At 69.8% G+C, this 26016-nt stretch carries 19 protein-coding genes; 3 read left to right on the forward strand and 16 right to left on the reverse strand.

What is annotated here, in order from left to right; all coding sequences use genetic code 11:
* The first annotated feature begins 3 nt into the window (after nt 1-3).
* Both AC1RCS_RS07310 and AC1RCS_RS07315 read left to right on the forward strand, forming a co-directional pair.
* Entirely contained in the window at nt 4-1077 is a 1074-nt protein-coding gene (locus tag AC1RCS_RS07310; protein ID WP_218295638.1) for an ABC transporter substrate-binding protein, read from the forward strand.
* Nucleotides 1078-1230: 153 nt separating this feature from the next.
* The gene (locus tag AC1RCS_RS07315) at nt 1231-2205 is read left to right on the forward strand and encodes a c-type cytochrome (RefSeq protein ID WP_492244164.1); all 975 of its coding nucleotides are present in this window, start codon (nt 1231-1233) and stop codon (nt 2203-2205) included.
* Between the two features lie 84 nt (nt 2206-2289).
* Here the strand turns inward: AC1RCS_RS07315 and AC1RCS_RS07320 are convergent, their stop codons facing one another.
* From AC1RCS_RS07320 to AC1RCS_RS07370, 11 genes are all read right to left on the reverse strand, one after another.
* Nucleotides 2290-3030, reverse strand: a complete 741-nt coding sequence (locus AC1RCS_RS07320; protein WP_492244257.1) for a cupredoxin domain-containing protein — start codon at nt 3028-3030, stop codon at nt 2290-2292.
* 7 nt (nt 3031-3037) lie between these two features.
* Nucleotides 3038-3502: a group I truncated hemoglobin gene (locus AC1RCS_RS07325; RefSeq protein WP_492244165.1), complete on the reverse strand. Its 465-nt coding sequence runs from the start codon at nt 3500-3502 to the stop codon at nt 3038-3040.
* Between the two features lie 19 nt (nt 3503-3521).
* The gene (locus tag AC1RCS_RS07330; RefSeq protein ID WP_492244166.1) at nt 3522-4457 is read right to left on the reverse strand and encodes a DUF3034 family protein; all 936 of its coding nucleotides are present in this window, start codon (nt 4455-4457) and stop codon (nt 3522-3524) included.
* A 141-nt stretch (nt 4458-4598) separates the two neighbouring features.
* On the reverse strand, nt 4599-5390 hold the full coding sequence (locus tag AC1RCS_RS07335; RefSeq protein WP_218295642.1) for an anti-sigma factor: 792 nt from the start codon (nt 5388-5390) through the stop codon (nt 4599-4601).
* 15 nt (nt 5391-5405) lie between these two features.
* Nucleotides 5406-5981 carry a sigma-70 family RNA polymerase sigma factor gene (locus AC1RCS_RS07340; RefSeq protein ID WP_218340070.1) on the reverse strand — a complete coding sequence of 192 codons (576 nt, stop codon included), beginning with the start codon at nt 5979-5981 and terminating at the stop codon, nt 5406-5408.
* A gap of 162 nt (nt 5982-6143) precedes the next feature.
* A complete protein-coding gene (locus AC1RCS_RS07345) occupies nt 6144-7094 on the reverse strand; it encodes a DMT family transporter (RefSeq protein WP_218295644.1) in 951 nt (316 codons plus the stop codon).
* 122 nt (nt 7095-7216) lie between these two features.
* On the reverse strand, nt 7217-8209 hold the full coding sequence (locus AC1RCS_RS07350) for a Bug family tripartite tricarboxylate transporter substrate binding protein (RefSeq protein ID WP_492244167.1): 993 nt from the start codon (nt 8207-8209) through the stop codon (nt 7217-7219).
* Nucleotides 8210-8279: 70 nt separating this feature from the next.
* Nucleotides 8280-9146 carry an SDR family NAD(P)-dependent oxidoreductase gene (locus AC1RCS_RS07355; protein WP_492244168.1) on the reverse strand — a complete coding sequence of 289 codons (867 nt, stop codon included), beginning with the start codon at nt 9144-9146 and terminating at the stop codon, nt 8280-8282.
* A gap of 40 nt (nt 9147-9186) precedes the next feature.
* Complete coding sequence (locus AC1RCS_RS07360) at nt 9187-10011, reverse strand: hypothetical protein (RefSeq protein WP_369643034.1); 825 nt, start codon at nt 10009-10011, stop codon at nt 9187-9189.
* Nucleotides 10008-10811 carry a citryl-CoA lyase gene (locus AC1RCS_RS07365; protein WP_492244169.1) on the reverse strand — a complete coding sequence of 268 codons (804 nt, stop codon included), beginning with the start codon at nt 10809-10811 and terminating at the stop codon, nt 10008-10010. Before AC1RCS_RS07365 ends, AC1RCS_RS07360 begins: the two co-directional genes overlap by 4 nt.
* Nucleotides 10808-12334, reverse strand: a complete 1527-nt coding sequence (locus AC1RCS_RS07370; RefSeq protein ID WP_492244170.1) for a class I adenylate-forming enzyme family protein — start codon at nt 12332-12334, stop codon at nt 10808-10810. The genes AC1RCS_RS07365 and AC1RCS_RS07370 overlap by 4 nt, the downstream gene beginning before the upstream one ends.
* Nucleotides 12335-12470: 136 nt before the next feature.
* Here AC1RCS_RS07370 and AC1RCS_RS07375 point away from each other — a divergent pair, with 136 nt between their 5' ends.
* Nucleotides 12471-13214 (forward strand): IclR family transcriptional regulator, encoded by a 744-nt coding sequence (locus tag AC1RCS_RS07375; RefSeq protein ID WP_369643036.1) that lies wholly within the window; start codon nt 12471-12473, stop codon nt 13212-13214.
* 39 nt (nt 13215-13253) lie between these two features.
* Here the strand turns inward: AC1RCS_RS07375 and AC1RCS_RS07380 are convergent, their stop codons facing one another.
* From AC1RCS_RS07380 to AC1RCS_RS07400, 5 genes are all read right to left on the reverse strand, one after another.
* The gene (locus AC1RCS_RS07380) at nt 13254-14417 is read right to left on the reverse strand and encodes an alpha-hydroxy acid oxidase (RefSeq protein ID WP_369643037.1); all 1164 of its coding nucleotides are present in this window, start codon (nt 14415-14417) and stop codon (nt 13254-13256) included.
* A gap of 280 nt (nt 14418-14697) precedes the next feature.
* A complete protein-coding gene (locus tag AC1RCS_RS07385) occupies nt 14698-16980 on the reverse strand; it encodes a bifunctional diguanylate cyclase/phosphodiesterase (protein WP_218295649.1) in 2283 nt (760 codons plus the stop codon).
* A gap of 83 nt (nt 16981-17063) precedes the next feature.
* Entirely contained in the window at nt 17064-19439 is a 2376-nt protein-coding gene (gene pbpC / locus AC1RCS_RS07390; protein WP_492244171.1) for a penicillin-binding protein 1C, read from the reverse strand.
* The gene (locus tag AC1RCS_RS07395) at nt 19432-19800 is read right to left on the reverse strand and encodes a hypothetical protein (RefSeq protein ID WP_218295651.1); all 369 of its coding nucleotides are present in this window, start codon (nt 19798-19800) and stop codon (nt 19432-19434) included. Before AC1RCS_RS07395 ends, pbpC begins: the two co-directional genes overlap by 8 nt.
* 51 nt (nt 19801-19851) lie before the next feature.
* Nucleotides 19852-25824 (reverse strand): alpha-2-macroglobulin family protein, encoded by a 5973-nt coding sequence (locus AC1RCS_RS07400; RefSeq protein ID WP_492244258.1) that lies wholly within the window; start codon nt 25822-25824, stop codon nt 19852-19854.
* Nucleotides 25825-26016 lie beyond the last annotated feature (192 nt).

Genomic DNA, 26016 nt, shown 5'->3' on the forward strand with positions numbered 1-26016 from the left:
ACCATGAACTTCGCTTTCCGCCCGAACGTTTCCCTGCGCCGCGGCCTGCTGGCTGCGGCCGCTGCCACGGCCCTGGCCGCCAGCGGCGCAGCCGTGGCACAGACCCCCAAGACGCTGTACATCGGCATGAACGGCGGCACCATGGAGAAGGCGTACACCCAGTACGTGTTCCCGGCGTTCGAGAAGCTGCACGGCGTGAAGGTCGTGGTGGTGCCGGGCACGTCCTCGGACATATTGGCCAAAGCCCAGGCCAACAAGGACAAGCCGCAGATGCACGTGATGTTCCTCGATGACGGCATCATGGTGCGCGCCATGGGCATGGGGCTGTGCGAGAAGCAGCGCCCCAACCCGCACCTGAACGACATCTACCCAGCGGCCCGCTTCAAGGACGACCTGGCCAGCGGCGTGAGCCTGGGCATGACCGGCATCGCCTACAACACCAAGATGTTCACCGAAAAGGGCTGGGCCGCGCCCACCTCGTGGATGGACTTTGCGGACCCCAAGTACAAGGGCAAGGTGGTGTTCCAGTCCATGCCGTCGTCGTCGTTCGGGCTGCACGGCTTCCTGATGTTCAACCGCATCCAGGGCGGCAACGACAAGAACGTGGAACCGGGCTTCAACAACTGGGCCAAGACCATCGGCCCCAATGTGCTCGAATACATCCCGAGCTCGGCCAAGATCTCCGAGATGGTGCAGACCGGCGAGGCCGCGCTGTTCCCGCTCACGCCCACGGCCGTGGCCGCGCTCAAGTCCAAGGGCATTCCCGTGGAATACGCACAGCCCAAGGAGGGCTCGGTGGTGCTGATGACCGGCCAGTGCGTGATCGCCAGGAACAGCGAGCCCGAGCTGGCGCAGAAGCTGGCCGAGTTCCTGCTGAGCCCGCTGGCGCAGGCCAACGTGCTGCAGTTCGGCGCGCAGATCCCCACCAACCCCAAGGCCCCGGCCGTGGGCGAAGGCGCGGCGCAAGTGGCGCAGATCAGCCAGTGGATGAAGAACGCCGTGACGCTGGACTGGGACAGCGTGAACGCCAACCGCCCGGCCTGGAACACGCGCTGGAACAAGACCATCGAGCGCTGAACCTTCGCGGCCCCCCACACCGGCGGGCCGTTTGTGACAAATGTCACCGGCCCCGCCACGCCTTGCGGCGGCGGGTGGCACAAACCGCTTCTTCGAATTCAGAATCCGGCGCCTGGACACGCCAATCATTCATTCGAAGAAGAGGGACCCCCCATGAAACGCTGGATCAAATGGACCGCCGGCGGCGCGCTGCTGCTGAGCGCCATCGTTGCCGCCACGGCGGCCAGCGGCCTGTATCTGGCCGAGCAAAAGCGCAACCGCTACATCGACATCAAGCCCCGGCCCGTGGCCTACACCACCGGTGCGCAGACCATCGAGCGCGGGCGCTACCTGTATGCATCGCGCGGCTGCACCGACTGCCACGGCGCGCAGGGCACGGGCCGCGAATTCGTCAACGACGGCAAGGGCACGCGCATCATCGGGCCCAACATCACGCCCGCCGGCGTGGTGGCGCGCTACCAGCCCGAGGACTGGAACAGCGTGATCCGCCATGGCGTGAAGCCCAACGGCCGCCCCGTGCTGGTGATGCCCAGCGAGGACTACAACCGCTTCACCAACGACGACCTGAATGCCCTGGTGTCGTATGTGCGCCAGCTCAAGCCCCAGGAGGGCACGCAGGCGGTGGTGGAGCTGCCCCGCCCCGCCTGGGTGCTGTACGGCCTGGGCGCCATCCCCGACGCGGCGGCGCGCATCGACCACCAGCTCGCTCCGTCACGCCCCGTGCCAGCCGGCGTGACACTGGCCAACGGCCAGTACGTGGCCAACATGTGCATCGGCTGCCACGGCGCCACGCTGGAGGGCGGCAAGATTCCGGGCGGACCGCCCGACTGGCCCGCTGCCGCCGACATCCGCCCCGGCGCCGACAGCGCCCTGGCGCGCTACCCCACGGCGGCGAGCTTCGTCGCCATGCTGCGCACCGGCAAGCGGCCGGACGGCACGCCCATCCAGGTCATGCCGTTCGAGTCGCTGGGCCAGCTCAGCGATGTGGATGCACAGGCGCTCTACCTGTACCTCAATGCCCCCGCCGGGAGCGTGAAGGTGGACAACGTGGGCGCGCCGGCCGCGGGCAACAAGAGCAGCGCCAACACCATTCCCTCGGGACCGGGCGGCCTGAAGCTGCCGGGCTGAGGAAGCGAAGGGCCGGCACGGCCCACGGGGCGCCGGCCTGCCCGCTGGCCCGCCATCCGGTGGACCACCCGCCGTGGTGGCGGGTCAGCTGCCGGGGTGCAGGTGGGCGCCGCCCGCGGGCGCCTGGCTGTACGAACCCATGGGGCCTCCCGGGGGCGCGGCGGGCGGGGCGCGGCGCACGCGCGGCACCACGCTGAGCTGCACGGTGTCGAGCACCGGGCCGGGCGCCACGTTCAGGGCCTTGCGCGGCAGGTCCACCAGCTGCTCCGCATGCCATACGCGGACCTGGGCGGCACCTTCGGGCACGGCGGGGAAGCGGGCAATGCCGTCGCTGTCGGTCTTGAGGGCCCAGGCCGAATCGGTCACGAACACATGGCCGCGCATGGAGCCGTGCAGATGGCAGCCCAGCAGCACCACGCCGGGCGTGTCGAGCTTCACGTCGGCGAAGTTGGAGGGCTTGCCATCGGTCTTGCCCGCCAGGCGCAGCTCGAAGCCGGGGTTGGTGCCGCCCGGCGCCGCGGCGGCCGCGACCGTGGCGGGGTTGCCGCGCACATGGTGGTCCCACCGGTCCTGGTTGGTGAAGCGCACGGTGGTGCCGGGGGCCACCACGGTCAAGGCGGGCACGAAGCGCATCTTCTCCTGTTCGATGGTGGGGCTGGCCTGCAGCAGGCTCGGGGGCGTGCCGGCCGTGGCGCCGGGGTACACCACCACCACCGCATCGGGCACGGGCCGGCCCTCGCGGTCCAGCACCTGGATTTGAACATTTCCGGCGCTAGCGCTTACCGATAAAGCGCTGATAGCTATCGAAATAATAGTATTTTTCATCATGGCGTCAGTGGATGGTGATCACGTCCCGGTGCATGGGTGCGAGCAGGGCCAGCAACCGGTTTTGCTGGGCGAAGGGTATGCCCTGGGCATCCATGGCGCTTTGCAGCACCTCCACGAGGGCATGGAAGTGGCCCTTGTGGATGTCCATGTCGGCATGGGCCGATTTCATGTCAGCGCCTTCATATTTGCAAGGCCCCCCGCTGAGCTGGCAGACCTGGTCGGTCAGGCTTTCCTTGAGGGCCTGGGGCTTTGCCTCCTTGAAGTGGCCGCCGATGCGCGGGTCTCTCACGACACGGTCCACGAAGTCGTCCATGAGGCGGGTGATGCCGGGCTTTTCGCCCAGCGCCTGGTACAGGCCCGCGGGCGCCGCCGGGGAGGTGGCCGGGGCAGGCTGCGACAGGGCAGCTGGAGCCCACAGGCAGGCGGCGGCCAGGGCCAGGGCAGAGAAGGTGTTGCGTTTGATCGTCATGGGGGTCTCCGAAGCGGGCTCAGAAAGCGACCTGGGCCGACAGGTAGTAGCCCGTCTGGCGGCGGTTGTTGGTGATGCCCGGCACGATGCGCCCCAGGTCCACATACGCCAGCGTGAGCGACACGTTCTTGGTGGGTGCCCAGGCGATGAAGATGTCCTTCCAGTCGTCCTCGCGCAGCGCGGCGCCCAGGCCGGCCGCCGCGCCCAGCGCCTGCAGGTTGTTGGGCTTGAAGCGGTACTCGGCGCCGACCGCCAGGTTCTTGCTCAGCAGGTAGGCCATCGAGAACTCGGGCTGCAGGCTGCGGCTGTTCCTGCCCGGCGCGGCCGAGCCAAAGCCCAGCAGGCCGTTCTGGTTGGCATTGGTGTAGCGCAGGGTGCCGTTGACGAGCAGGCTCTGCGCCAGCAGCAGCTTGGTGGCGCTCACATACACATCGGTGCCGCTGGTTCTTGTACCCAGGAAGTCGAGCACCGACCCGATGGAGCCCGCGTGCGTGCGCTTGTGCTCCAGGCCCACGGCGATCTGCGGCATGAGGCTGTCGGCATCCAGCACGGCATCGCCCGCCACCTTCACCTTGATGCCCACCACATCCATCCGGATGTGCTGGCCGGGCACCACGCCAAAGGGCGCGATGCCGTTGAGCGCCAGCGCAGGCGAGGCATCAAGATCCTGCCGGGCCAGCGACAGCTCCACCCGGTCGTGCAGGCCCAGCGCCACGCCATAGCCCGTGAGGCCGTAGTCCTGCGTGGCCGCCCGCGTGGCGTAGCCGCTGAAGCCGGTCTCGCCCGCCGTGGCGTTCGTGCCGATCACGGCCCAGGGCGTGAGCCCGCCGCCGGCCGACCCGCCGATGCTGCTGACGCCGCCGGTGAGCAGCAGCTTGCCCGTCCCGGCCTGGGCCAGCCCGGCGGCGCCCATCGCCAGTGCCGCGAGCAGCGTGCAGTGAAGCCTGTATTCCATCGTGATCTCTCCCAAAGGGCGGTGTCGCGGTTGTAAGTGGATGTTGCTCCCAACTTACGAACCCCGGCACCCGGTGGATTCAAAAACGACAGATAAATTTTTTTGACGGGTGCCTGCGCCAGCCCTCCACCCCGGCGCCCCTTACAGCATGCGCTCGATCAGCGCGCCCTTGAACAGCACCGGCCCGGTAGGTCCGGTCGCGCTGGGCACGCCACCCTTGGGCTCCAGGCTGATCGCCAGGGCTGGCACCTGCTTCACATCGGCCTCGCCCGCCACCAGGGTGAGCAGCCTGTCCTGACCCAGCACCCCCAGCGAACGCGGCCCGCCCGAGGGCGGCAGCGCCCACAGCTGCAGCGACTTGTCGGCCCCTTCCTGGAAGCCGCCCACGCGCTGCAGCACCAGCTGGTTGTTCCTGGGGTCGAAGGTGACCAGCATCGACGCGGCCTCCTTGTCGTCGGACAGCACGGCCACGTACTGGATCTGCGGCGCGGCCTGCAGTTGCTGCTGCAGCGTGGCAATCTGCCGGCCCGACGTGGCCTTGAGCGCGCCGTGCACCTGCACGCCGATCGCCACCGCCGCCACGGTGGCCAGCGCGCCGGCGGCGGCCGCGCCGCGCCACACCAAGAGGCTGTGCCACCAGCCGCCGCCCGGCACCCGGTCTGCGGGCCGATGGGCGGCCTGCAGGGCCCGCGCGGCCTTGTCCGCCTCGACCAGGTTGTGGATGCGGGTCCAGACATGCGAGGACGGCTCGGCCAGTTCCTGCAGTTCGGTCAGGCCGGACCAGCGGCCTTGCCACACCAGCGCGGCAGCCCGCACGGGGGCCTGCTCGCGGGCCAGGGTTTCGAAGCGGCGGCGCGCGCCGCCCCGCAGCGTGCCCAGCGCATAGCTGGCCGCCAGGCGGTCCAGCAGTTCGGGGTGTCGGGAAAGGTTCATGGGGAGGTTCCTGGCTCAGGCATAGCGTGCCATGCAGGCGCGCAGCTGTTCCAGCCCGCGCCGGATCCAGGTCTTGACGGTGCCCAGCGGCAGCTTGAGCTGCTCGGCCAGCTCGCCGTGGCTCAGGTCGCGCAGGTAGGCCAGGCTCACCACCTCGCGCTGCCGCGTCTCCAGCTTGCCCAGGCATTGGTGCAACGCGAAGGCCTGCTCGCTCGCCTCGGTGGCGTCCATGGGGTTGGCGCCCTCGCCCGGCAGCGTTTCCGCCAGGGCATCGTCCAGTTCGTTCATGAGGTCCGCGCGGTCGCTGGTGCGCTTGCGCAGCGCATCGAGCGCGCGGCTGCGCACGATGAGCCCCAGCCACGCCATGGGCGGGCTCAGCGATGCACGGTAGCTGGCGGCCGACCGCCAGATGGTCAGGAACGACTCCTGCAGCACGTCCTCTGCCGCATCACGGTTGCGCACCACGCGCAGCGCCAGGCCAAAAAGCCGCGACGAGGTGCTCTCGTACAGGCTTTTCAGCGCGGTGTCGTCCTGCGCGGCGATGCGGTCGAGGAGGTCCATCAGTTCACGGTCTGTGTGGAGGGTGCTCATGCGCCCATTCTCTGGGATTGGTCTCTGTTCACGGTGCAATGGGATCTTCTGTGGGTGAATACGCCACAGCAGGCGCTTTGGATTCATCGCCCGGCCCGAAGAGTGCAGCGCGCGGCGGCCGCGTTCAAGCCGCCCCGGGCGGCGCTGCTGCGGCTGCGACCGCTACCACTGCGCGCAGACCCCCACGAGCCCCGCCACCACCAGCGCCAGCCCCACGCCCTCGGTGCGCGTCAGGCTCTCGCGGAACACGCGGCGCGAGACGAGGTAGCTGAAAAGCACCTCCACCAGGCCCAGCGTGCGCACGTCGGACGCGGGCCGCATGGCGTAGGCCGTGAACCACGCAATGGACGCGACCGCGCCCATCGATCCCGCCACCACCGACATGCGCCAGGCCCGCGCGATGGCGCCCGCCACGCCGGGCTGGCGTGCCAGCAGCCAGCCGCCCAGCACCACCGACTGCAGCAGCTGCGCCCAGAACACGCCCCAGGCACCGGCCACCCAGGGCGCCACGCCCGCATTGGCCTCTGCCAGCGCCAGCGACGCACCGCGAAATCCCACGCTGGCCAGCGCGAAGCAGGCGCCCGATGACAGCCCGTAGACCACGAGCCGGCCGCTGCCCTGGCCGTCCACGGCCCCTGGCCCCGCGCGCAGCGCGCGCCAGCCGCCCGGCGGCAGCGACAGCAGCACCACGCCCACCGTGGCCGCCGCCATGGCGCCCAGCGCCAGCGGGCCCGGCAGTTCGTGCAGCAGCACGGCCGAGAACAGGGCCACCTGCAGCACCTCGGTCTTGGAATACGCCACGGCGAGCACGAAGTTGCGCTCCTTCATCGCCAGCAGCAGGAAGGCCGTGGCCCCCACCTGCGTGAGCGCGCCCATGGCAAGCCACGCGGCATACATCCCGTTGAACTGAGGAATGCCGCCCGCCCCTGCCCAGGTCAGCCCCGCCACCCAGGCCGTGGCCAGCGGCAGGCCGTACAGAAAGCGCACCAGCGTGGCCGCCAGCGTGCCCAGCCCGGCGGTGAGCGAGCGCTGCGCCGCGTTGCGCGCGGTCTGTGCCAATGCGGCCCACAGCGTCAGCGGTATCCACGCCCAGGCGATCCAGGAAAGAGTCATGCAGGGGTTATAGCGGCCCCATGGCGCGCCGCCCGACGCCAATGGGCAATGCGGCCATGCAGGGGCGCGAGGGCGCGGTGCGCCCCCACGTCAGCGGCCCGGTCAGTCAGACGGCCAGACGGTCAGTCCGCCGTGATGTGGCTGGTCTCGGCCACCTTCTTCCACTTCACGATGTCGTCGGCAATGATCTTGGCGAAGGCCGCGGGCGTGTCCTCGACCGTGATGGCACCGGCGGCGGCGAACTTCTCCTGCACCATCGGCGTGCGCAGCGAACGCACGATGGCGCCGTGCAGCTTCTCCAGCACATCGGCGGGCAGGCCGGCGGGCGCCAGCACGCCGTTCCAGAAGCCTTCGTTGGCGCTCTTGAGGCCCAGCTCCGCGAAGGTGGGCACCTCGGGCAATTCCTTCAGGCGCCGGGGCGTGGCCAGGGCCATGGGCACCAGGTTGCCGGCCTTGATATGCGGCATGGACGATGCGAGCGTGTCGTAGATCATCTCGACCTGGCCGCCGATCACATCATTGAGCGCCGGGCCCGTGCCCCGGTAGGGAACATGCACCACGCGCAGGCCGCTGAGCGACTTGTAGTACTCCATCGCCATGTGGGTGGCGCCGCCGTTGCCCGAGGAGGCATACGAATACTTGCCGGGCGACTGGCCCACGAGCTTGGCGAACTCCGCATAGTTCTTGGCGGGGAAGCTCTTGTTGATGGCCAGCACCCCCGGCACCGACAGGATGCGGGTGATGGGCGTGAAGCTCTTGAGCGCATCGAAGCTCAGGTTCTTGTACACCGCCGAATTCGTGCCGTTGGTGCTGGTGGTGCCCAGCAGCAGCGTGTAGCCGTCGGCCTTGGATTCGGCCACGAAGCGCGCGCCCACCGAGCCGCCCGCGCCCGCCTTGTTCTCCACGATCACCGGCTGGCCCAGTTCCTTAGACAAGGCGTCGGCCAGCACGCGGCCACTGATGTCCGACGTGCCGCCCGGCGGAAACGGCACCACCAGCTTGACGGGTTTGTCAGGGAAGGCGCCCTGCGCGGCGGCGGGCAGCGCCGCCGCGGCCCCCAGCAGTGCCAGTGCGACGCCAGCGGCCGTGCGGCGGTTCATTCGGTGCTTGTTCATGGGTGTTGTCTCCTGCGAATGTGGGAATGAAAGAATCAATGGAACTTTGAAACGCTGGAACGTGAAGGGCCTACTTGCCCGTGCAGCCCTTGCCGCCATCCACCGGAATGCACACGCCCGTCACGTAGCGCGCCTCGTCGCTCGCCAGGAACAGCGCCGTGTAGGCCACGTCCCAGGCCTGGCCCATGCGGCCCATGGGGCTGGCGGCGTTGCGCGTGCGCAGCATCTCCTCGATGCTGGCGAACTGGCCGGCGATCTGCTGGTGGATGAGCGGTGTGTCGATCACGCCCGGCAGCACCGCGTTGGCGCGGATGCCCTGGGCCGCGTACTGCACGGCCAGCGCCCGCGTGAAGTGGTTGAGCCCGGCCTTGGCCGCGTAGTACGGCATGTACGGGTAGCTGTTGATCTGCTGCGAGGCCAGCGACGAGATGTTGACGATGGCGCCGCGCCCCTGCGCCAGCATCACCGGCACCACGTGCTTGCAGGTGAGGAACACGCCGGTCAGGTTGGTGTCGATCACCTGCTGCCAGGTGGCTTCGTCCATGTCGACCACGCTGCCCATGCGCGTGATGCCCACGTTGTTGTGCAGGATGTCGATGGCGCCAAAGCGCGCGTGCACGCGCCGCGCCACCTCGGCCACGGCGGCGGAGTCCGTGACGTCGGCGGCATAGGCCTCGGCGTCGAAGCCCTCGGCGTACAGCTGGGCACGGGTTTCCTCGGCCGCCTCGCGGCGGATGTCCACCACCGCCACGCGCGCGCCTTCGCGGGCGTAGACCATGGCGGCGGCCTTGCCGTTGCCCCAGCCGGGGCCAGCCGAACCGCCACCGAACACCAGCGCCACCTTGCCCGCCACACGGCCCCGGCCGGGCAGCGCATCGAGCGGCGGGAAGTACGCGGCCGACGTTGCCGGGCTGCTTGCATGTGCTGTGGTCGCCATGAATGTCTCTTTCTTTGTGGGTTGTGCCGGGCCTTCAGCCTCAGTGCACGGCCGCCATGAGTTCGGCCCAGTCGCGTGCGCCCTGCCCTTCGCGCGCCCCCAGGGCATAGGCCGCCTGGTTCACGCGGCTGATCACGCCGGTCTCCCATGCGGAGCGGGCGTCGCCAATGCGCGCGCTGCTGGCAGCCACCGTGGCAGCCGGGATGCCCCGCGCATCGAGCGCCGGCAGGCGCGAGACGCCCGCGCCGTCGCAGCCGATGCCCGCATCGTTGTAGAGCGCGGCGAACACGGGCAGCTTGATGGCGGTCTCGAACCGGCCACCCAGCAAGCCGCCGTGCGAGGCGGTGATCACCACGCAGTCGCGGTCCTCCTCGGCCACCAGCGAGGCCGAGTCGATGAGCACGACGGTGCGGTGCCCATGCAGTCCCGGCAGCACCTTGCGCGCCTCGCCGGGCGAGGGTCCCGGGTCCACGGCCTGCAGGTCCGCAGCGGCCATGCACTGCGCGGCCTGCAGGGCGGGCATGCCCACGCGCACGCCCAGCTGCACGGCACGCGCGTTGGCGTACGAGACCAGGCCGCGCCGCGCGCAGTCGGCCCCGTCGCCGATGCGCGCCGAGCGGTGGTGGAGGGCGGCGCACGGCACGCCCAGGCTGTTGGCATGGTCCAGGCCCGCGATGCCCGCGCGCTCCAGCCCCACGCCCGCATCACACACCACCAGGCCGGCCACGCCCTCCTGCAGCGCCAGGTGCACCGCGAACACGCCGCCATGCGAGGCGGCGATGGCCACGCGGCCCCGCACGTCCTGCCCCATGCGGGTGACCGAATCGCAGACCAGGATGTCGCGCGAAGGGGTGGTGCCGGTCATTCGCCGCTCCGGTCCTTGTTGTGGCCCTCGCCCGTGCCACGGTAGGGCACCTCGTGGTCCACCAGGTCCCACACGAAACGGGCGGACGGAATGCGCTGCTCTTCCGCGATGTGCGCCACCAGCCCCGCCGCGCGCGAGATGACGGCAAAGCCGCGCATCATCGCCGGGGGCACGCCCAGCTCGCCCAGCAGCGTTCCCACTGCGCCCGTGGCGTTGATGGTGATGTGCTTGCCGAAGGCGCCATCCACCTCGCGCGAGAGGACCTCGATGGCCTGCAGGTAGCGCCCCTCGAAGCGCGGATGCTCGCGGCCGATGGCCAGCAGCCTGGCCGCGCGTGGGTCGTCCGGCTTGTGCATGTGCTGGCCGAAGCCGGGGATGGGCTTGCGCTCGGCGCGGTGGCGCTGCACCGTGGCGCGCGCCGCGGCCTCCACGCCTTCGGGCGCATCGATGATCTGGCGCAGCAGGATGGCCGAATTCTCCACCGTGCCCACGAACTGGCTGCCCACGGCCAGCAGGCCCGCTGCCACGCCGCTCTGGATGTTCTCGGGCGAGCTCATGTAGACCATGCGCGTGGCGATGGCGCTCGGCGTGAGGCCGTGCTCCATGATGGCGATGAGCGCGGCGTCGAGCACGCGCAGGTCGTCGGCGTCAGGCCGGCGGTTGAGGATCTGCGAGAACAGCACGTCGGTGAAGCCGCGCTGGCCCAGCACGTCCTCGGCCAGGTTGTCGCCCCGGTAGTGGATCGACGTTGGCGAGTGCGTGCACAGCTCGGTGTAGGGGCGTTCCACGGGCTTGTTCATGCGGGCTGCTCCTGGCGCACCAGGTGCGTGATGTCGGCCTTGAGCGTGACCTTGTGCACCTTGCCCGCCACGCTGCGCGGCAGGTCGGCGTAGAAGTGCACGGCCTTGGGGGTCTTCACGGAGCCCAGGTGCTCCTTGGCGAAGGCGATGAGCTCCTGCGCGCTCACCTGCGCGCCGGGCTTGAGCTGCACGGCCGCGTGCACGGCCTCGCCCCACTTGTCGTCCTCGATGCCGAACACGGCGGACTCGTGCACGGCGGGGTGCTGGTCGAGCACGCTCTCCACATCGATGGGGTAGACGTTGAAGCCGCCGGTGATGACCACCTCGCGCAGCCGGTCCTTGAGGAACAGGTAGCCGCGCTCGTCCACGTAGCCCCGGTCGCCCGTGTGCAGCCAGCCGTCCACGATGGTCTCGGCGGTCTTCTCCGGCATCTTCCAGTAGCCGTTCATGATGAGGTCGCCGCGCACCACGATCTCGCCCGCCTCGCCCGTGGGCAGCAGGGCGCCTTCCGGGCTCATGATGGCCATGTCGGTCACCAGGCCCTGGCGGCCCACGGAGCGCCAGTTGGCCTCGTCGGCGAAGTCTTCGGCGCGCATCACGCTGACCACCTGCGGCGCCTCGGTCTGGCCGTAGGTGGTCTCCAGCACGGGGCCGAAGCATTCGCGCACCACGCGGATCTTCTCGGGCGGCATGGGCGCGCCGCCGTAGATCAGGTGCCTGAGGCGGGGCAGCCGAAGGCGCTCGCCATGCGCCTCCGCCACCAGCATGTACAGCAGCGTGGGCGGCATGAAGGTGGTGGTGATGCCATCCTCGCGGAAGCTGCGCAGCAGCTCGGCCGGCTTGTTGCTGGCGGGCAGCACGTGGCAGCCGCCCTGCGCCAGGATGGGCAGCAGGTAGGTGGAGGTGCCGTGCGTGACGGGCGCCGAGATGAGGTAGCGGTCGTCCGCGCCGAAGCCGAACGCCTGGATCTGGTTGACCAGCGTGGCCACCCACGCGCGGTAGGGCTGCATCACGCCCTTGGGCACGCCGGTGGAGCCGCCCGTGAACTTGATGGCCTGGGCCTCGTCGCGCGAGCGGCCGTGCGGCCGGGGCCGCTGGCCCGCGTGCGCAGCCTCGGCGGCCTGCAGCGTGGCGCGGGCTTCACCGCCCTCGCCCAGCGCCAGCACGGCCTTCACGCCGGCCAGGTCGAGCGTGCCCAGGTGCGCGGGCTCGGCCACCACGATGGTGGGTTCGGTGAACGCGATGATGCGGTTGAGCTCCGCCGCCGGGTTGCGCCAGTTCAGCGGCACCCACACCTTGCCCGCCGCCAGCACGGCCAGCAGCGCCACGACATGGTCCACGGTGTTGCCGGCGCAGATGCCGACGCGCGAGCCGGGTTCGGCGTCCAGCTGCTGCAGCGCGCAGGCGGCGGCGTCCACGCGCGCGGCCAGCGCGGCATAGGTCAGCACCTGGCCGCCGCCGGCCAGGGCTTCCCGCTGCGGATACATCCGGACAGCGCGGTAGAAGAAATCGATGGGGTACATGCAAATATTCCGCAATACGGACTTTTATTGTTGAATCGTCGTCAGTGAAATAAATTTCTCATTGAATTATTCCTTTGCACGGCCGGACGCCAAAGCAAATAAGTCCACAATATGGATTTACAGTGAATTTGATGACATGACCACCGTTCAAAGCCTGGACCGGGCCATCGGGCTGCTGCGGCTGATTTCCTCCGAGCACAAGTCCGGCGCCCGCCTGTCCACGCTGGTGGCGGCCAGCGGCCTGGCGCAGCCCACGGTGCACCGGCTGCTCAAGCAACTGGTCGAAGGCGGGCTGGTGATGCAGGACGCCCGGCGCCGCTACCGGCTGGGCCACTTCGCCTACGAACTCGGGCTGGTGGCGTCCACCCACTTCAATTTGCGCGACCAGTGCGCGCCCTTCCTCGCACGCATCAGCGCCGAGACGGGGGACACCGCCTTCCTGGTGGTGCGCAGCGGGGCGGATTCGTTCTGCCTGGACCGCCAGTCCGGCAGCTTTCCGATCCAGGTGCTGACCGTGGAAGTGGGCAAGCGCCGGCCCCTGGGCATTGGCGGCGGGGGGCTGGCGCTGCTGAGCTTCATGCCGCAGGACGAACTGCCCGAGGTGCTCGGCCGCATCGAGCCGCACCTGGCCACCTACGGGGGCCTCACGCGGCAGATCCTGCTGGACCTGATGGAAACCGCCCGTGCGCGGGGCTACGCCAGCATCACCAACTACGCCGTGGCGGGCGTGACCAGCATTGGCGTGCCCATCCGGGACCGGGGCGGCATGGTGGTCGGCGCCATCAGCGTGAGCGCCATGACGGCGCGCATGCAGCCGCGCGAGGACTTCGTGGTGCAGACCCTGCAGCGGGAGATCGCGGCGCTGCAGAAGACGCTGTAGGTCCTGCGCACCGGCCGGCCGCGGTTGCACGGGCCACGGTTAGGCGGGGTAGGTGCCCGGCAGCAGGATGGACTGGTCCACCGTGTTGATGTTGGTGTGGCCGCAGAAGGCCATGGTGATGTCCAGCTCCTTCTGGATGATCTGCAGCGCGCGGGTCACCCCCGCCTCGCCGAAGGCACCCAGGCCGTAGAGGAAACTGCGCCCGATCAGCGTGCCCTGGGCGCCCAGCGCACGCGCCTTGAGCACGTCCTGCCCGCTGCGGATGCCGCCGTCCATCCACACCTCGATGTCCTTGCCGGCAGCGGCCGCGATGCCGGGCAGCGCGGCGATGGACGATGGCGCGCCGTCCAGCTGGCGGCCGCCGTGGTTGCTGACGATGAGCGCATCGGCGCCGCTGTCGACCGCCAGGCGGGCGTCCTCCGCGTCCATGATGCCCTTGAGGATCAGCTTGCCGCCCCAGCGCTTCTTGATCCACTCGACATCGCCCCAGTTGAGCTGCGGGTCGAACTGCTCGGCCGTCCAGGACGAGAGCGAGGACAGATCGCCCACGCCCTTGGCATGGCCCACGATGTTGCCGAACGAGCGGCGCGGGGTGCCCAGCATGCCCAGGCACCAGCGCGGCTTGGTCGCCAGGTTGATGAGGTTGGCGAGCGTGGGCTTGGGCGGCGCCGACAGTCCGTTCTTGATGTCCTTGTGGCGCTGGCCCAGGATCTGCAGGTCCAGCGTGAGCTGCAGCGCCGAGCAGTTGGCGGCCTTGGCGCGGTCGATCAGGCGCTCGATGAAGTCGCGGTCGCGCATCACATACACCTGGAACCAGAACGGGTGGCGCCCCGTGTGCTCGGCGATGTCCTCGAGGGAGCAGATGCTCATGGTCGAGAGCGTGAACGGGATGCCGAACGCCTTGGCCGCCTTCGCGCCCAGGATCTCGCCGTCGGCATGCTGCATGCCCGTGAGGCCCGTGGGCGCGATGGCCACGGGCATGGCCACGTCCTGCCCCACCATGGTGGTGCGCGTGCTGCGGCCTTCCATGTTCACGGCCACGCGCTGGCGCAGCTTGATGCGCTGGAAGTCGCTTTCGTTGGCGCGGTAGGTGCCCTCGGTGTACGAGCCTGAATCGGCGTAGTCATAGAACATGCGCGGCACGCGCCGCTGGGCGATGACACGCAGGTCTTCGATGCAGGTGATTTTGGACAAGTCAGGCACGCGGACGCTCCAGAAGGGGTTGCACAGGGGACGGTAAGAACTGCGCGGATGGTAGGCACTTGCGCGCTGGCGGGCCATCAAAATTATTTGCGCGGGGCTGCAACAAATTTCCAAGGCAGGCCGAGGCGGGCCCGCGCAAGCTCCAGGACTTTCACCAAAAACACCGCCTGGCGCTTATTCCACAAGCGCAATAAGCTATTATTTTCATAGCAAAACATGATCCCACCGTGGGTTCTGGCATGCGGCCCCCCTCCCCGCACCGCGTCGCACCGCCGCATGCTCAGCGCACGCGGCCTCCCGCGTTGTCGGCCAGCACGACCTCGGGCGCCTCGTCCGGGCCCCGGTAGAGCATGAAGCGCATGCGCCCGCCGCGCTTGGCGGCGTACATGGCGCTGTCGGCATGGCGCGAAAGCGCGTCGAAGGTGTCACCATGCTGGGGGTACAGCGCGATGCCGCCGCTCAGCCCGATCTGCAGCACCCGCCCCGCCAGCTCGAAAGGCAGGTCGCAGGACGCGAGGATCTTGCATGCCACGCTGCACGCGGGCTCGGCGCCGTCCAGCCCCGGCAGCAGCACCACGAATTCGTCGCCGCCCTGGCGGCACACGGTGTCCGAGGCGCGCACGGCGGCCTTCAGGCGCTGGGCGAACTGCACCAGCAGCAGGTCGCCCACATCGTGGCCGAGGGTGTCATTCACGTCCTTGAAGCCGTCCAGGTCCAGGTACATCACGGCCAGGCACTTGCCGTCGCGGCGCGCCTGCGAGATGGCCAGCTGGGCGCGGTCCTGCAGCAGCACGCGGTTGGGCAGGTCGGTCAGCGCGTCGTACTGGGCGAGGTGCGCCATGCGCTCGGCCATGACCACCGATTCGGTCACATCGCGCAGCACGGCCACGGCGCCCGTCACGGCCCCATGGCGGTCGGTGATGGGGCTGGAGGTTTCCTCCACCTGAAAGCGCTGCCCGCTGGTGCGGTGCAGGACCACGCCGCGCACCGCTTCCACCGCCAGGCCCTGCTCCATGGCTTGGCGCAAGGGGCTGGCCAGCACCGCGTCGTTGTCGGGGCTGCGCAGGTTCACCACCTCGTCCACGTTGTGGCCCGCCGCGTCGAAGGCCTGCCAGCCGGTCAGGCGCTCGGCCACCGGGTTCAGGTACGTGACCGCTCCATGGGCGTCCGCGCAGACCACCGCGTCTCCGATGGACTGCAGCGTGAGGCGCACGCGCTCCTTCTCGTCAAAGAGTTCGTCCTCCATGCGCTTGCGTTCCGAGATGTCCGTCACCTGCACGAAGATGCCACGCACCTTGCCGCCCTCGGTGTCGGGCAGGTAGGAGGCCATGGTGTGGCGCGCAACGCCATGCACATCCGCGAAGGTGCGCTCGAACAGTTGCGGCTCGCCCAGCAGCGCCCTGTCCAGGAACGGCTTGTTCTGCGCGAACAGCTCCGGCCCGAGCAGGTCGCTCAGGTGCATGCCGGGCATGCGCTCGGGCCGCACGCCGAACCACTCGAAATAGACCTGGTTGGCGAACCGGTTGCGCAGCCCGGCATCCCAGTAGCCGATCATCGAGGGCATGTTGTCGAGAATGGTGCGCGTGTTGCGTTCGGCCTCGCGCAGCCGCGCGGAGACCTGCTGGCGCAGCGTGAGCTCGCGCACGAACAGCGTGGCCAGCCCCACGCAGCTGACCATCAGCAGCAGCGCGAACCCGCCCAGCACCCAGGCGCTGCGGTACCACTTGGCCAGGACGGTGTCGGTGGACTGCGCCACGTTGAGGATCAGCGGATAGCGCCCCACGGGACGGAACGAATACAGGCGCTCCATGCCGTCGATGGTGGACGTGCCGATGAAGGTGCCCGTGCCCTCCGTCTGGAAGCGGATCATGTTGGGGGTGCCCGCCAGGCTGCGGCCCACGTCGGCGTCGCCATAGGGAAACCGGGTGATCACGACGCCGTCGCTGCGAAACAGGTTCACCCCGCTGTGGGGGCCCATGTCGAGCGAACCGAACAGCTCATTGAAATAGCTCAGGCTGATGGCGCCCACCACCACCCCGGCGAAGCTGCCGTCCGGGCGGTAGTAGGCGCGCGAGACCGGCAGGATGTTGAGCCCGGTCACGCGCGAGGGCACGGGCTTGCCCACGAACAGGCCCTGGTGCCCGCCCGACTGGAACGCCGTGAAATAGTCGCGGTCCGCGAAGTTGACCCGGCGCGGCGGCAGCGGGCCCGAATCGAGCACCACGTTGCCCAGGGTGTCGAGCACCAGCACATCGCCCGCGCCACGCGCGCGCAGGGAGTTGTCGAACACCACCCGGGCGCGCAGGTCGGGCGGCAGGGCCCACACCTCGGGCCTGCCCACCTCGCGCGCCACGCCTTCCAGCGATTTGTCGAACGTGTCGAGCGCCCAGCTCAGCCCCTGCTCCAGCGTGCGCGCGAGATTGGCGTTGGTCTGGGCGGCGTAGTTCCACTCGTCAGCGCGAATGGTCCAGATCGTGCGTGCGAAGAGTGCGCCAATGCCCAGCGAGACCAACAGGGCCAGCCAGATCAGGCGGTGGGAAAAGAACTGGCGCAGAAAGGGCATAGAAATATCTTGTAACCATTCTAGGCGTCTACCTGTGGCGTGCCGGGCGGCAAGTCACACCGTATCCCTCGGATTTCGTGGCGTCAATGCGCAGTGGCCCTGGGTGCGGGCGCCACGGCACCCGCGCCGCGCACCTCGATGCGGACCTCGTCCAGCACCTGGCCCTGGGCATCGGTGAGCTGCACCACGTGCCGCCCCGGCCAGGGCATCCAGGCCACGCGCGCGCCGCGCCCGAACGGCCTGCCGTCCATGCGCCACAGCCACCCGCTTCCCGTGGCGGTGAACTGCAGGCGCTGGCGCGCGGGAGGGATGTCCGGGTCCAGCGCGATGATGGTGCCGGGGGCCGGCGCCGTGATGCGCGCGCCAAGGCCCGGCGCGGCCGCCCCGGCCTCGCGCCCCGGGGGATGGGGGATTCTTTTGGTGCTGGTGCTGGGTTCGTCTTGCTCGTTAGCTCCTGAATCAATAGCAAACAGGGGCTGCTGGGTGCCCTCCAGGAACCACTCCTGCCGCGCCGCCTCCAGGGGCTGGCGGGCGTCGCCCGCGCCACCGGGCTGTGGCGCGGCGGGCCCGAATTGCACGGCGGCCCGGACAAGGCCCGGGGGCGCCTTGGGGGCGCGGCTGGGTTCGCGCGCGTGCAGGAAGCCCATGACCGCGGCCCAGATGGGCGCGGCGCCGCTGGTGCCGCTCACGTCGTGCATGGCCGCGCCGCTGGCATTGCCCACCCATACGCCCACGGTGTAGCGCGCGGACCAGCCCACGGCCCAGTTGTCGCGCATGTCCTTGCTGGTGCCGGTCTTCACGGCAGTCCAGAAGCGCGTGGCCAGCACGCTGTCGGTGCCGAAGGTGCGCGCCCGCGCATTGCCGTCGGACAGGATGTCGCCCACGATGAAGGCCGCGCGCGGATCGAGCGCGGGGGCGAAGGCCGGGACCTTGCCGGGGGGCGCCTGGGCCCATGCCACCGGGCTCAGACGCCCGCCGTTGGCGAGGGTGCGAAACGCGTTGGACAGGTACAGCAGCGGCACCTCGGGGCTGCCCAGCGCGAGGCTGTAGCCAAAGTAGTCCCCGTTTTCGCGCAGCGGCATGCCCGCCGCGGAGAGCTGGCGATGGAACGCGTCCGGCGTGACCATGACCAGCGTGCGCACCGCCGGCACGTTCAGTGACGCCGCCAGCGCGGTGCGCACCGACACCCAGCCCTTGAACTGGCGGTCGTAGTTCTGCGGGATGTACAGGCCGCCCGCGGTGGCGATGTGCGCGGGCGAATCGTCCACCAGCGAGGCCGCCGTGAGACGCCGCTCGGCGATGGCCTGCGCATACAGGAACGGCTTGAGCGTGGAGCCCGGCTGGCGCGGCGCCAGCACGCCATCCACCTCGCCGGCCTGGCTCAGCGGCCCCGACGAGCCCACCCAGGCCAGCACCGCGCCCGTGGCGTTGTCCAGCACCAGCACCGCGCCGTCTTCCACGTTGCGCCCGCGCAGCTCCCGCAGGTGCTGCTGCAGGGTCTGCACGGCAAAGCGCTGCAGCGGCGCGCGCAGCGTGCTCTGCACGCGCTCGGGCACCACGCCCCCTTCCTTGAAGCGCTGGCGCAGCAAGTGCCGCGCGAAGTGGGGGGCCACGCCCTCGCTCGCATCGAACGCGCGGCGCTGCAGCGCCGCCGTGGCGAACAGGTCCAGGGCATCGCAGTCCGCGGGGGGCAGGTGCTGTGCCGGACGGCCGGAGGCCAGGGATGGCGGCCGCGCCGGTGGCTGCTGCGCCCGCATGTCGCGCAGCACCCCGCAGGCCCGCTGCGCCACCAGGCCGGGGCGCGCGTTGGGCGCGCGCACCAGCGCGGCCGCCACGGCCGCCTCGCGCTCGTCCAGGCCATGGGCGGCCTTGCCGAACAGCGTGCGGCTCAGGGCGTCGATGCCCACCAGTTCGCTGCGAAAGGGTACGAGGTTGAGGTAGGCCTCCAGGATCTGGTTCTTGCGCCAGCGCCGGTCCAGCACCTGTGCGGCCACCGTCTGGCCGAGCTTTTGCGCCACCGAGCGCCCGCCCGGCCCCTGGCGCCAGTCCCCATCGAGCAGGCCCGCCAGCTGCATGGTGATGGTGCTGGCCCCGCGCGTGCGCTGGTTCCACAGGTTGCCCCAGGCGGCGGCCGAGGCGGCTTGCCAGTCCACCCCGCTGTGCTCGAAGAAACGCTTGTCCTCGCTGAGCACCAGGGCCGTGCGCAGCGCGGGTGAAATGTCAGCCAGCGCCACCCACTGGCCACGGCGCACGGTGGTGTCGGTGCGCAGGCGCTGCAGCACCTCGCCCTCGCGCGAGAGGAGCACGGTGTCGGACGGTCTGAAGTCCGCGCGCACCTCCTCGAAAGTCGCGATGGCCGCCGCGGGCGCCGCCAGGAAGGCGGACAGGGCCGCCACGGCCCACCCCTTGTACGGCCTGCGCGCCCGCCCGGGCACCACGGGCCGGCCACGGTCAGTCATCCCGATGCTCCCGGTCGAACCGCGTTTCGGCCTCGGTCAGGTGGCGCAGCAGCACGTGCGAGATCAGGTTGACCCCGATGCCGCCGAACACCACCGGCAGGATATACAGGGCAATCGACAGCTCGGAGATGAACACCGCGTCGTCCGCCAGCGACGGCGTGCCTTTGGCCAGGGCCGCGAGCGATTGCAGCAGGTACACGTCCACGCCCGCGATCAGCACCAGCGCCACGCCAAAACCCAGCACCGCCATGCGCGAGATCGAGCGCGTGGCCAGCAGCAGCCCGTAGATGCCCGCGGGCAGCACCAGGGAAAACGCCACCAGCAGCCAGAACCGCAGTTCCACGAAGACACTGAGGCTCATGGCGCGCGGCTCCGAGGACGGCTCATGACGGGGCGTGGCACGGCGCCGCGGCTACCTGGCCGCCTCCACCTTGACCCGCGCGTTGGGCAGCTCGCCGAACATCTCGGGCGCGTACATGGCCTCCACGCGGCTCGGGGGCAGCGCGAAATCGCCCACGTTATTCAGGCGCACGGTGTACTCCATCTTGACCGTGCCCTTGGGCAGGTACTCGTAGTAGCTGCGGAAGGCCTCGAAGCTGCGCTCCTCGAACGCGGGCCAGCCCGCGCCGCTCTTCGCCTTCTCGCCCTGCGTGGCGATGGCCGAGTCGCGGCCCAGGCCGCTGCCCAGGATGGTGGCGCCGCCCGGAATCGGGTCGGTGATGGCCACCCAGGTCATGTCGGCGCTGGCGTTCACCTCCAGCGTCACGCGCAGCACGTCGCCGCGTGTGTACTGGCCTGCGGGCAGCGACTTGTTGGCCTGCTCCACCGGCGTGACGGTCTTCTTGATGGCATAGCCTGCGGCAAACGGAGCCTTGAGCTGGATGGCGGCCACGGACTGCAGGGTGAGCCACGGCTTGCCCGGCCCTTGGTGGGCCACCGCCAGGCTTTCCTTGCCACCCGCTTTGCCCCAGGCCAGGAACATGTCGTTGTTCTTGAGGTTGCCGGGCGATGCGGGGGCTCCGAACCAGGTCGTCTGGTGCGCGGAACCCGTGGCGTCACTGGCCTTCACGCGCTCGACCTTGCTCCAGTCCACGGTAGCACTGTTGCCAGACATCGTGGCCTTGGTGCTGCCTGACACCGGCACGGCCTCGAACTTGGCGCTGAATTTCTCCAGCGCCAGCCCACCCCACAGGTTGGCCGTGGTGGTGTGCCAGGCGCCCGCTTGCTGGCGGCTGATGAAGCCGTTGGCCAGGCGGCCCATGTCGTCCTTCCAGGCCGGGTCGTCCATCACCGCGAGCATCAGGCGCGCGGTGTTCACGTCGCCGTTCTGCATCAGCCACCACCAGTAGTCGTCCTGCTCGGTGCTGAAGATCAGCTTGGTGCCCTGGAACGACAGGCGGCTGCGCAGGATCTGCAGGGCTTCGGCCAGGCGCTTGTCGCGCTCGGGCACGTCGGCCACGCGTTTGAGCACGTTCACCCAGTCGATCACCGTGTGCGTGGGCCACTGGTTGGGCGCGATGGTGATGCTGCCGACCATCCGGCCCTGGGCCTTGCCGTAGCGCGAGAGCGCCTCCAGCGCGGCCACCTTGCGCATGTCCAGGTCCTTGCGCGGGCTCCAGAAGCTGCGCTGGATGCGGCCTTCCACGAACGCGATCAAGCCGCGCTCCATGGGCGCGCGGGCCTCGTCGGGCAGGGCAAACGCGGGGTTGAGGCTGGCCGCCTCGTGCGTGGCCGCCAGCACGTAGGCCGTGAGCGTGTCGCTGCCCCGGTTGGCGTCGCCGTCGCGCGGCGGGAAGTAGTTGGCCAGGCCGTCGCTGTCCAGGTAGGTGGGCAACTGCGCCACCACGGTCTGCCACAGCGCGCCGTCACGCAGGCCCACGGCCTTGCTGGTCTTTTGCTCCAGGCAGGCGAACGGGTAGCGGGCCCACCAGTCGCGCACGCCGGGCAGGCCCTCGGCCAGCTTGGGCTGCAGCGACATCTTGAGGCCGCCCCGGCCCGGCAGCGCATCGGCGGGCGGGTTCACGTCCAGGCTGAAGCTGCCGTCCACCTGCACGAGCGTGGCCTGCTGCACCGTGAGCGGCACGGCGGGGATGATGCGCTGGCGTGCCTTGAGGGCATCGCGCGCGCCGCTGACGGTGTCCTTGGCCTCGATCTCCCACAGGATGGACTCGGAGCGCGTCTGCGCCAGCTGGGCCGGCGCGGTGACGTTCCAGGCCACCTCGCGCGACTCGCCGGCGGGGATGTCGACGGTCTGGGGCTTGAGCTCCAGCAGCGTGGCGCGCGGCGCCACCTCGACCTTCATCGCCGCCTTGGTGGTGTTGCGCAGCGTGATCTGCGCGCGGAACTGGTCGTCCTCGCGCACCAGGGGCGGCAGGCCGCTGATGATCTGCAAATCCTGCGTGGCGCGGATGCTGGTGCTGCCGGTGCCGAACAGGCCGGTGGACGCATCGGCCACCGCCACGATCTTGAAGGTGGTCAGCGCGTCATTGAGCGGCACCGTCACCTTGGCCTGGCCGTTGGCGTCCAGCTGCAGGGCCGGCTCCCACAGCAGCAGCGTGTCGAGCAGCTCGCGCGTCTGCGCCCTGCCCCCTCCGCCGCCGGCAGGCACGGCCTTCTTGCCATAGTGGCGCCGGCCGATGATCTCCATCTGCGCGGTGGAGGTCTCCACGCCCCAGCTGCGGCGCTGGAGCATGGCTTCGAGCAGGTTCCAGCTGGTGTTGGGCATCAGCTCCAGCAGCGCCTGGTCCACGGCGGCCACGGCCACCTCGGCATTGGCGGCGGGCTTGCCGCCCGGCAACGTGGCGGTGATGGTGACCTGCGCCTTGCCGCGCACGGCATAGCTTTCCTTGTCGGCCGCCACCTTCACGCTGATCTGGTGGGCCTGCGTGCCCACGCGGATCTCGGCCAGGCCCAGCCGGAAGGCGGGCTTGGACAGGTCCACCAGCGCCGTGGGCGCCTGGTACTCCTTGCCCTCGTACCAGAACGAGGTCCACCACTCGCGCGGCGCCTTGAAGCCCCAGGTGAAGAAGCTGTACCACGGCACCTCGCGCAGGCGCCCGCGCAGGGCCAGCACGCTCACGTACACGTTCGGGCCCCAATCCGGCTGCACCTTCAGGCTCACCGTCGGGTCCTGGCCGTTGAGCTGCACCACCTGGGTGTCGATGACGCCCTCGCGCTCCACCGCCACCAGTGCCGTGGCAAAGCGGAACGGCATGCGCACCTGGAACTTGGCGGTCTCGCCCGGCTGGTAGCTTTTCTTCTCGGGCAGCAGGTCGATGCGGTCGTGGTCCTCGCCGCCAAACCACAGCTCGCCCTGGCGCGTGACCCACACCGACGAGGCGGCCACGCTGGTGTTGCCGTCGCGGTCGGTGGCCGTGACCACCAGTTCCACCTCGCCGGGCTCATCCAGCCTGGACTCGCACAGCAGCAGGCCGCGCGCGTCGCTCTTGCCGCTGCACAGCGTGCCCAGGTCTTTCGTTTCGGTCTGGTTGTCATAGCTGTAGAAGCCGCCCACCATGCGCTTGCGCGTGGTGGTCGTGATGCGCGCGATGGCCTGCACCTGCAGCGAGGTGTCGGCGGCGGGCTTGCCGTCGTGCTGCAGCGCCAGGGCCTGGTAGCGGATCTTCTGGCGGGCCGAGACCCAGCCCTCGGTCTTCACGCCCGCCACCACGCCGGCGGGCCACAGCGTGTGCGTGCCGCGCAGGGTCTGCACCTCGCCGTTGGGGTCGGCATACGTGGCCTCCATCAGCAATTCCTGTGGTTCGCGCGCCTGGGGCACGTTGTCGATGGTCAGCTTGCCCGCGCCGTCCTTGTTCAGCGTGAGCGGCAGCTTGTCGGCGATCACGCGCGCGTCCTGGCTGGCGGCGGGCTCCTCGTCGTCGCCACCCGCGCTGGAGGCCTGCGCGCGCTTGCGCGGAGGGTTGAAGCTGAAGGCCTCGTAGTCGGCGTACTGCAGGCTCTTGCCGCGCACCAGGGCGGACACCCGCACCGGCAGATGGGCCGCGCCGCCGCCCGCCACGTAGTTGACCTGCACGTCGGTGGGCACCGAGCGCACGCGCACCAGCGCCTTCTTGTCGGCCGGCGCAATGCGCCCTTCGAGCACCGGCAGGCGGAATTCCTCCACGCGGAACTCGCCCGAGCTGAAGCTGCGCTCATTGTCGGAATCGCTGCGCAGCTCCACCTGGTACACGCCGAGCTTGGCGGCGGGCGGCACGGCGAAGCTGCTCTGCGCGCTCAGCCCCCCGGTGGCGGTCGTGCGCCATGCGAGGCTCTGGGTGAATTGCTGGCCGCTGCCCACATGGGTGATGACCAGGGTCTCGGGCCGCTGCGCGGGCAGCGCGAACCCCTGGCGGGTTTCAGAGCGCAGCACGTGCTTCATCGACACGGTTTCGCCCGCCCGGAACAGGGTGCGGTCGAAGATGGTGTGGGCCCGCTCGCTGGGGCGCGGGGCGCTGTTCGTAGGCACGTTGAAGCGCCAGGGCTCGATGCCGCGCTGCCAGTCGCTCCACGTGAAGGCCATGTCCTCCACGCCGTCGTCGCCCTTGTGGCGCGCACTCACGAAATAGGCCTGGCCGCCATCGCCGCCGTGGTAGGCATCGCCGCAGCGCGGCGGTTCGGACGACAGGCCCTCGATGTTCGCGACCCCCTGGTCGTTGGTGATGGCCTGCGCCAGCTCGTTGCCCTTGCAGTCGGACACACGCACCGTGGCGCCCTGCACCGGCTGGCCCTTGTCCAGCGTGGTCACCCAGGCCAGTGCGTTCTCGCGGCCCAGCTTGAAATGCACGCCCAGGTTGGTGACCAGGGCCGAGGTGCGCACATACATCGTGCGGGCATCGCCATGGCGTTCGTCGAGCAGCGAGGCGCCCAGCTTCTGCGAGGCGATCTCCACCACGTGGAACCCGGGCGTGAGGGGAATGCCCACCACCTCGGACGGGCGCGGGTCGTTGCCGGAAGGCCTGGGCAGGTCCAGCGTCTTCACCCCGCCCTTGCCCGCCAGCAGCGACAGCATGCGCGACTGCACGTACTCCTTGTCCTCGTCCAGCGCCTTGGGCAGCGGGCCGCTCACGTCCTGCCGCGCCTGCTTGCGGTTCACCACGTAGTTGTCATAGCGCTGCACCTTGCGGAACCACGCGATGATGTCCGCATCGGTGCGGGGCTTGAGCGTGCTCACCTTGCCTGCCGGCGCCTCGGCGCCCGGCTGCAGCCCCTGCACGCGCAGCGCCGCCTCGACATTGCGCAGCGTCACCGGCAGCAGCGCGGGGGGCTTGTCGGAGCGCGGCCCCTCGGCAAAACGCTCCACGATGCCGAACGGCGCCGCCGCGAACTTGGCCAGCGGCGGCATGCCGCCCGTGGCCACCTTCAGCGGAAAGCTGTCGGCATTGCGCAGCGGACGGCCCGAGGCGTCCTTGAGGTCCTTGGGCAGCTCCAGCGTGAACGCCGTGTTCTCGGCCAGGGGCGCGGCGAACTGCACGCTGTTCACCAGCGCATCGCCCGCCTGGCCATCGCCCGCGCCTTCCATCCGGGGCTGGAGCGTCTCCTTGGCCGATTTGAGGCGGATGGCCGCTGCAAGCTTGCGCGGCACGGGGGCATTGAAGGACAGCTGCAGCGGACGGATGGGCAGGCAGGCCGCCTGCGCGTTCTCCCGCTCACAGCTGAATTCGGCCGAGAAGGGCTCGCGCACCTTGAAGTCAAAGCGTTTTTCCACCGCGTTGGCCACCCCGCTGGGCGTGGCGACGCCCTTGCCGAACACGACCTGCATGCGCGAACCGGACGTGAACCGCCGGTTGCAGGCCAGCGCGGCGTACTGCAGGGGCTCCTGCGCGGCGCTTTTCTCCAGGCCCAGCGCCTTCAGGATCTCGGCCCGCTGCGCGCCCTCGATCAACCGGACCGGGATGCGCTCGCCCACGCCTTCGGCCGTGCACCACACATTGCCCTGCACGCTGGCGGTGGTGGCGGGGCCATTGAGCTGCAGCACGAAGAACTGCTCTTCGTCGATCTCCTGGTAGGGGTTCGGGCGGATGGTCTGCACGAATGGCCCTCCGCTATTGAATTGATAGCTTTTCGCGCCCGTCAATTCAGCGCCAGCGGCCGATTTGAACCCTGCCCTGACGGTGGCGGTGCAGCGCACCCCCGGCGGCAGGTCGCGCTCGAAGTCGAACACCCACTCGCGCTCTCCCGTCCAGCGGCCCGTGCCCTTGGTGGCCCCGGCATCGCTGCAGCTCAGGGCCAGCGGCGCGGGCGCCTTGGGGTCGCCAAAGTTGACGGCAGCGGCATCGAACTTGGCCACCACCTGCCGCACCCGGGCCACTTCGCCCTGCGGCGAAAAGCTGGTGATCTGCAGGGCCTGCGCCCCCCAGGCCGCCAGCGACAGGCTGGTGGCCAGCATCCATTTCTTTGCGTTCACGCTGTCCCCTCCGAAGGAACCGGCAAGCGTAACAAAACGGCACTGCACCCGGCGCGGCGTTGCAAGCGCTTACGTATCCGGCCAGCCGGCCGGATCACCGCCCGCCGACGACGGCCCGATACGGTGGCGTCCTACCCCGCGGCGGCGTGTGGCCCTCAAAGATGGGGGCTTGTT

It is taken from the genome of Acidovorax sp. GW823-FHT01C06 (assembly GCF_058798375.1).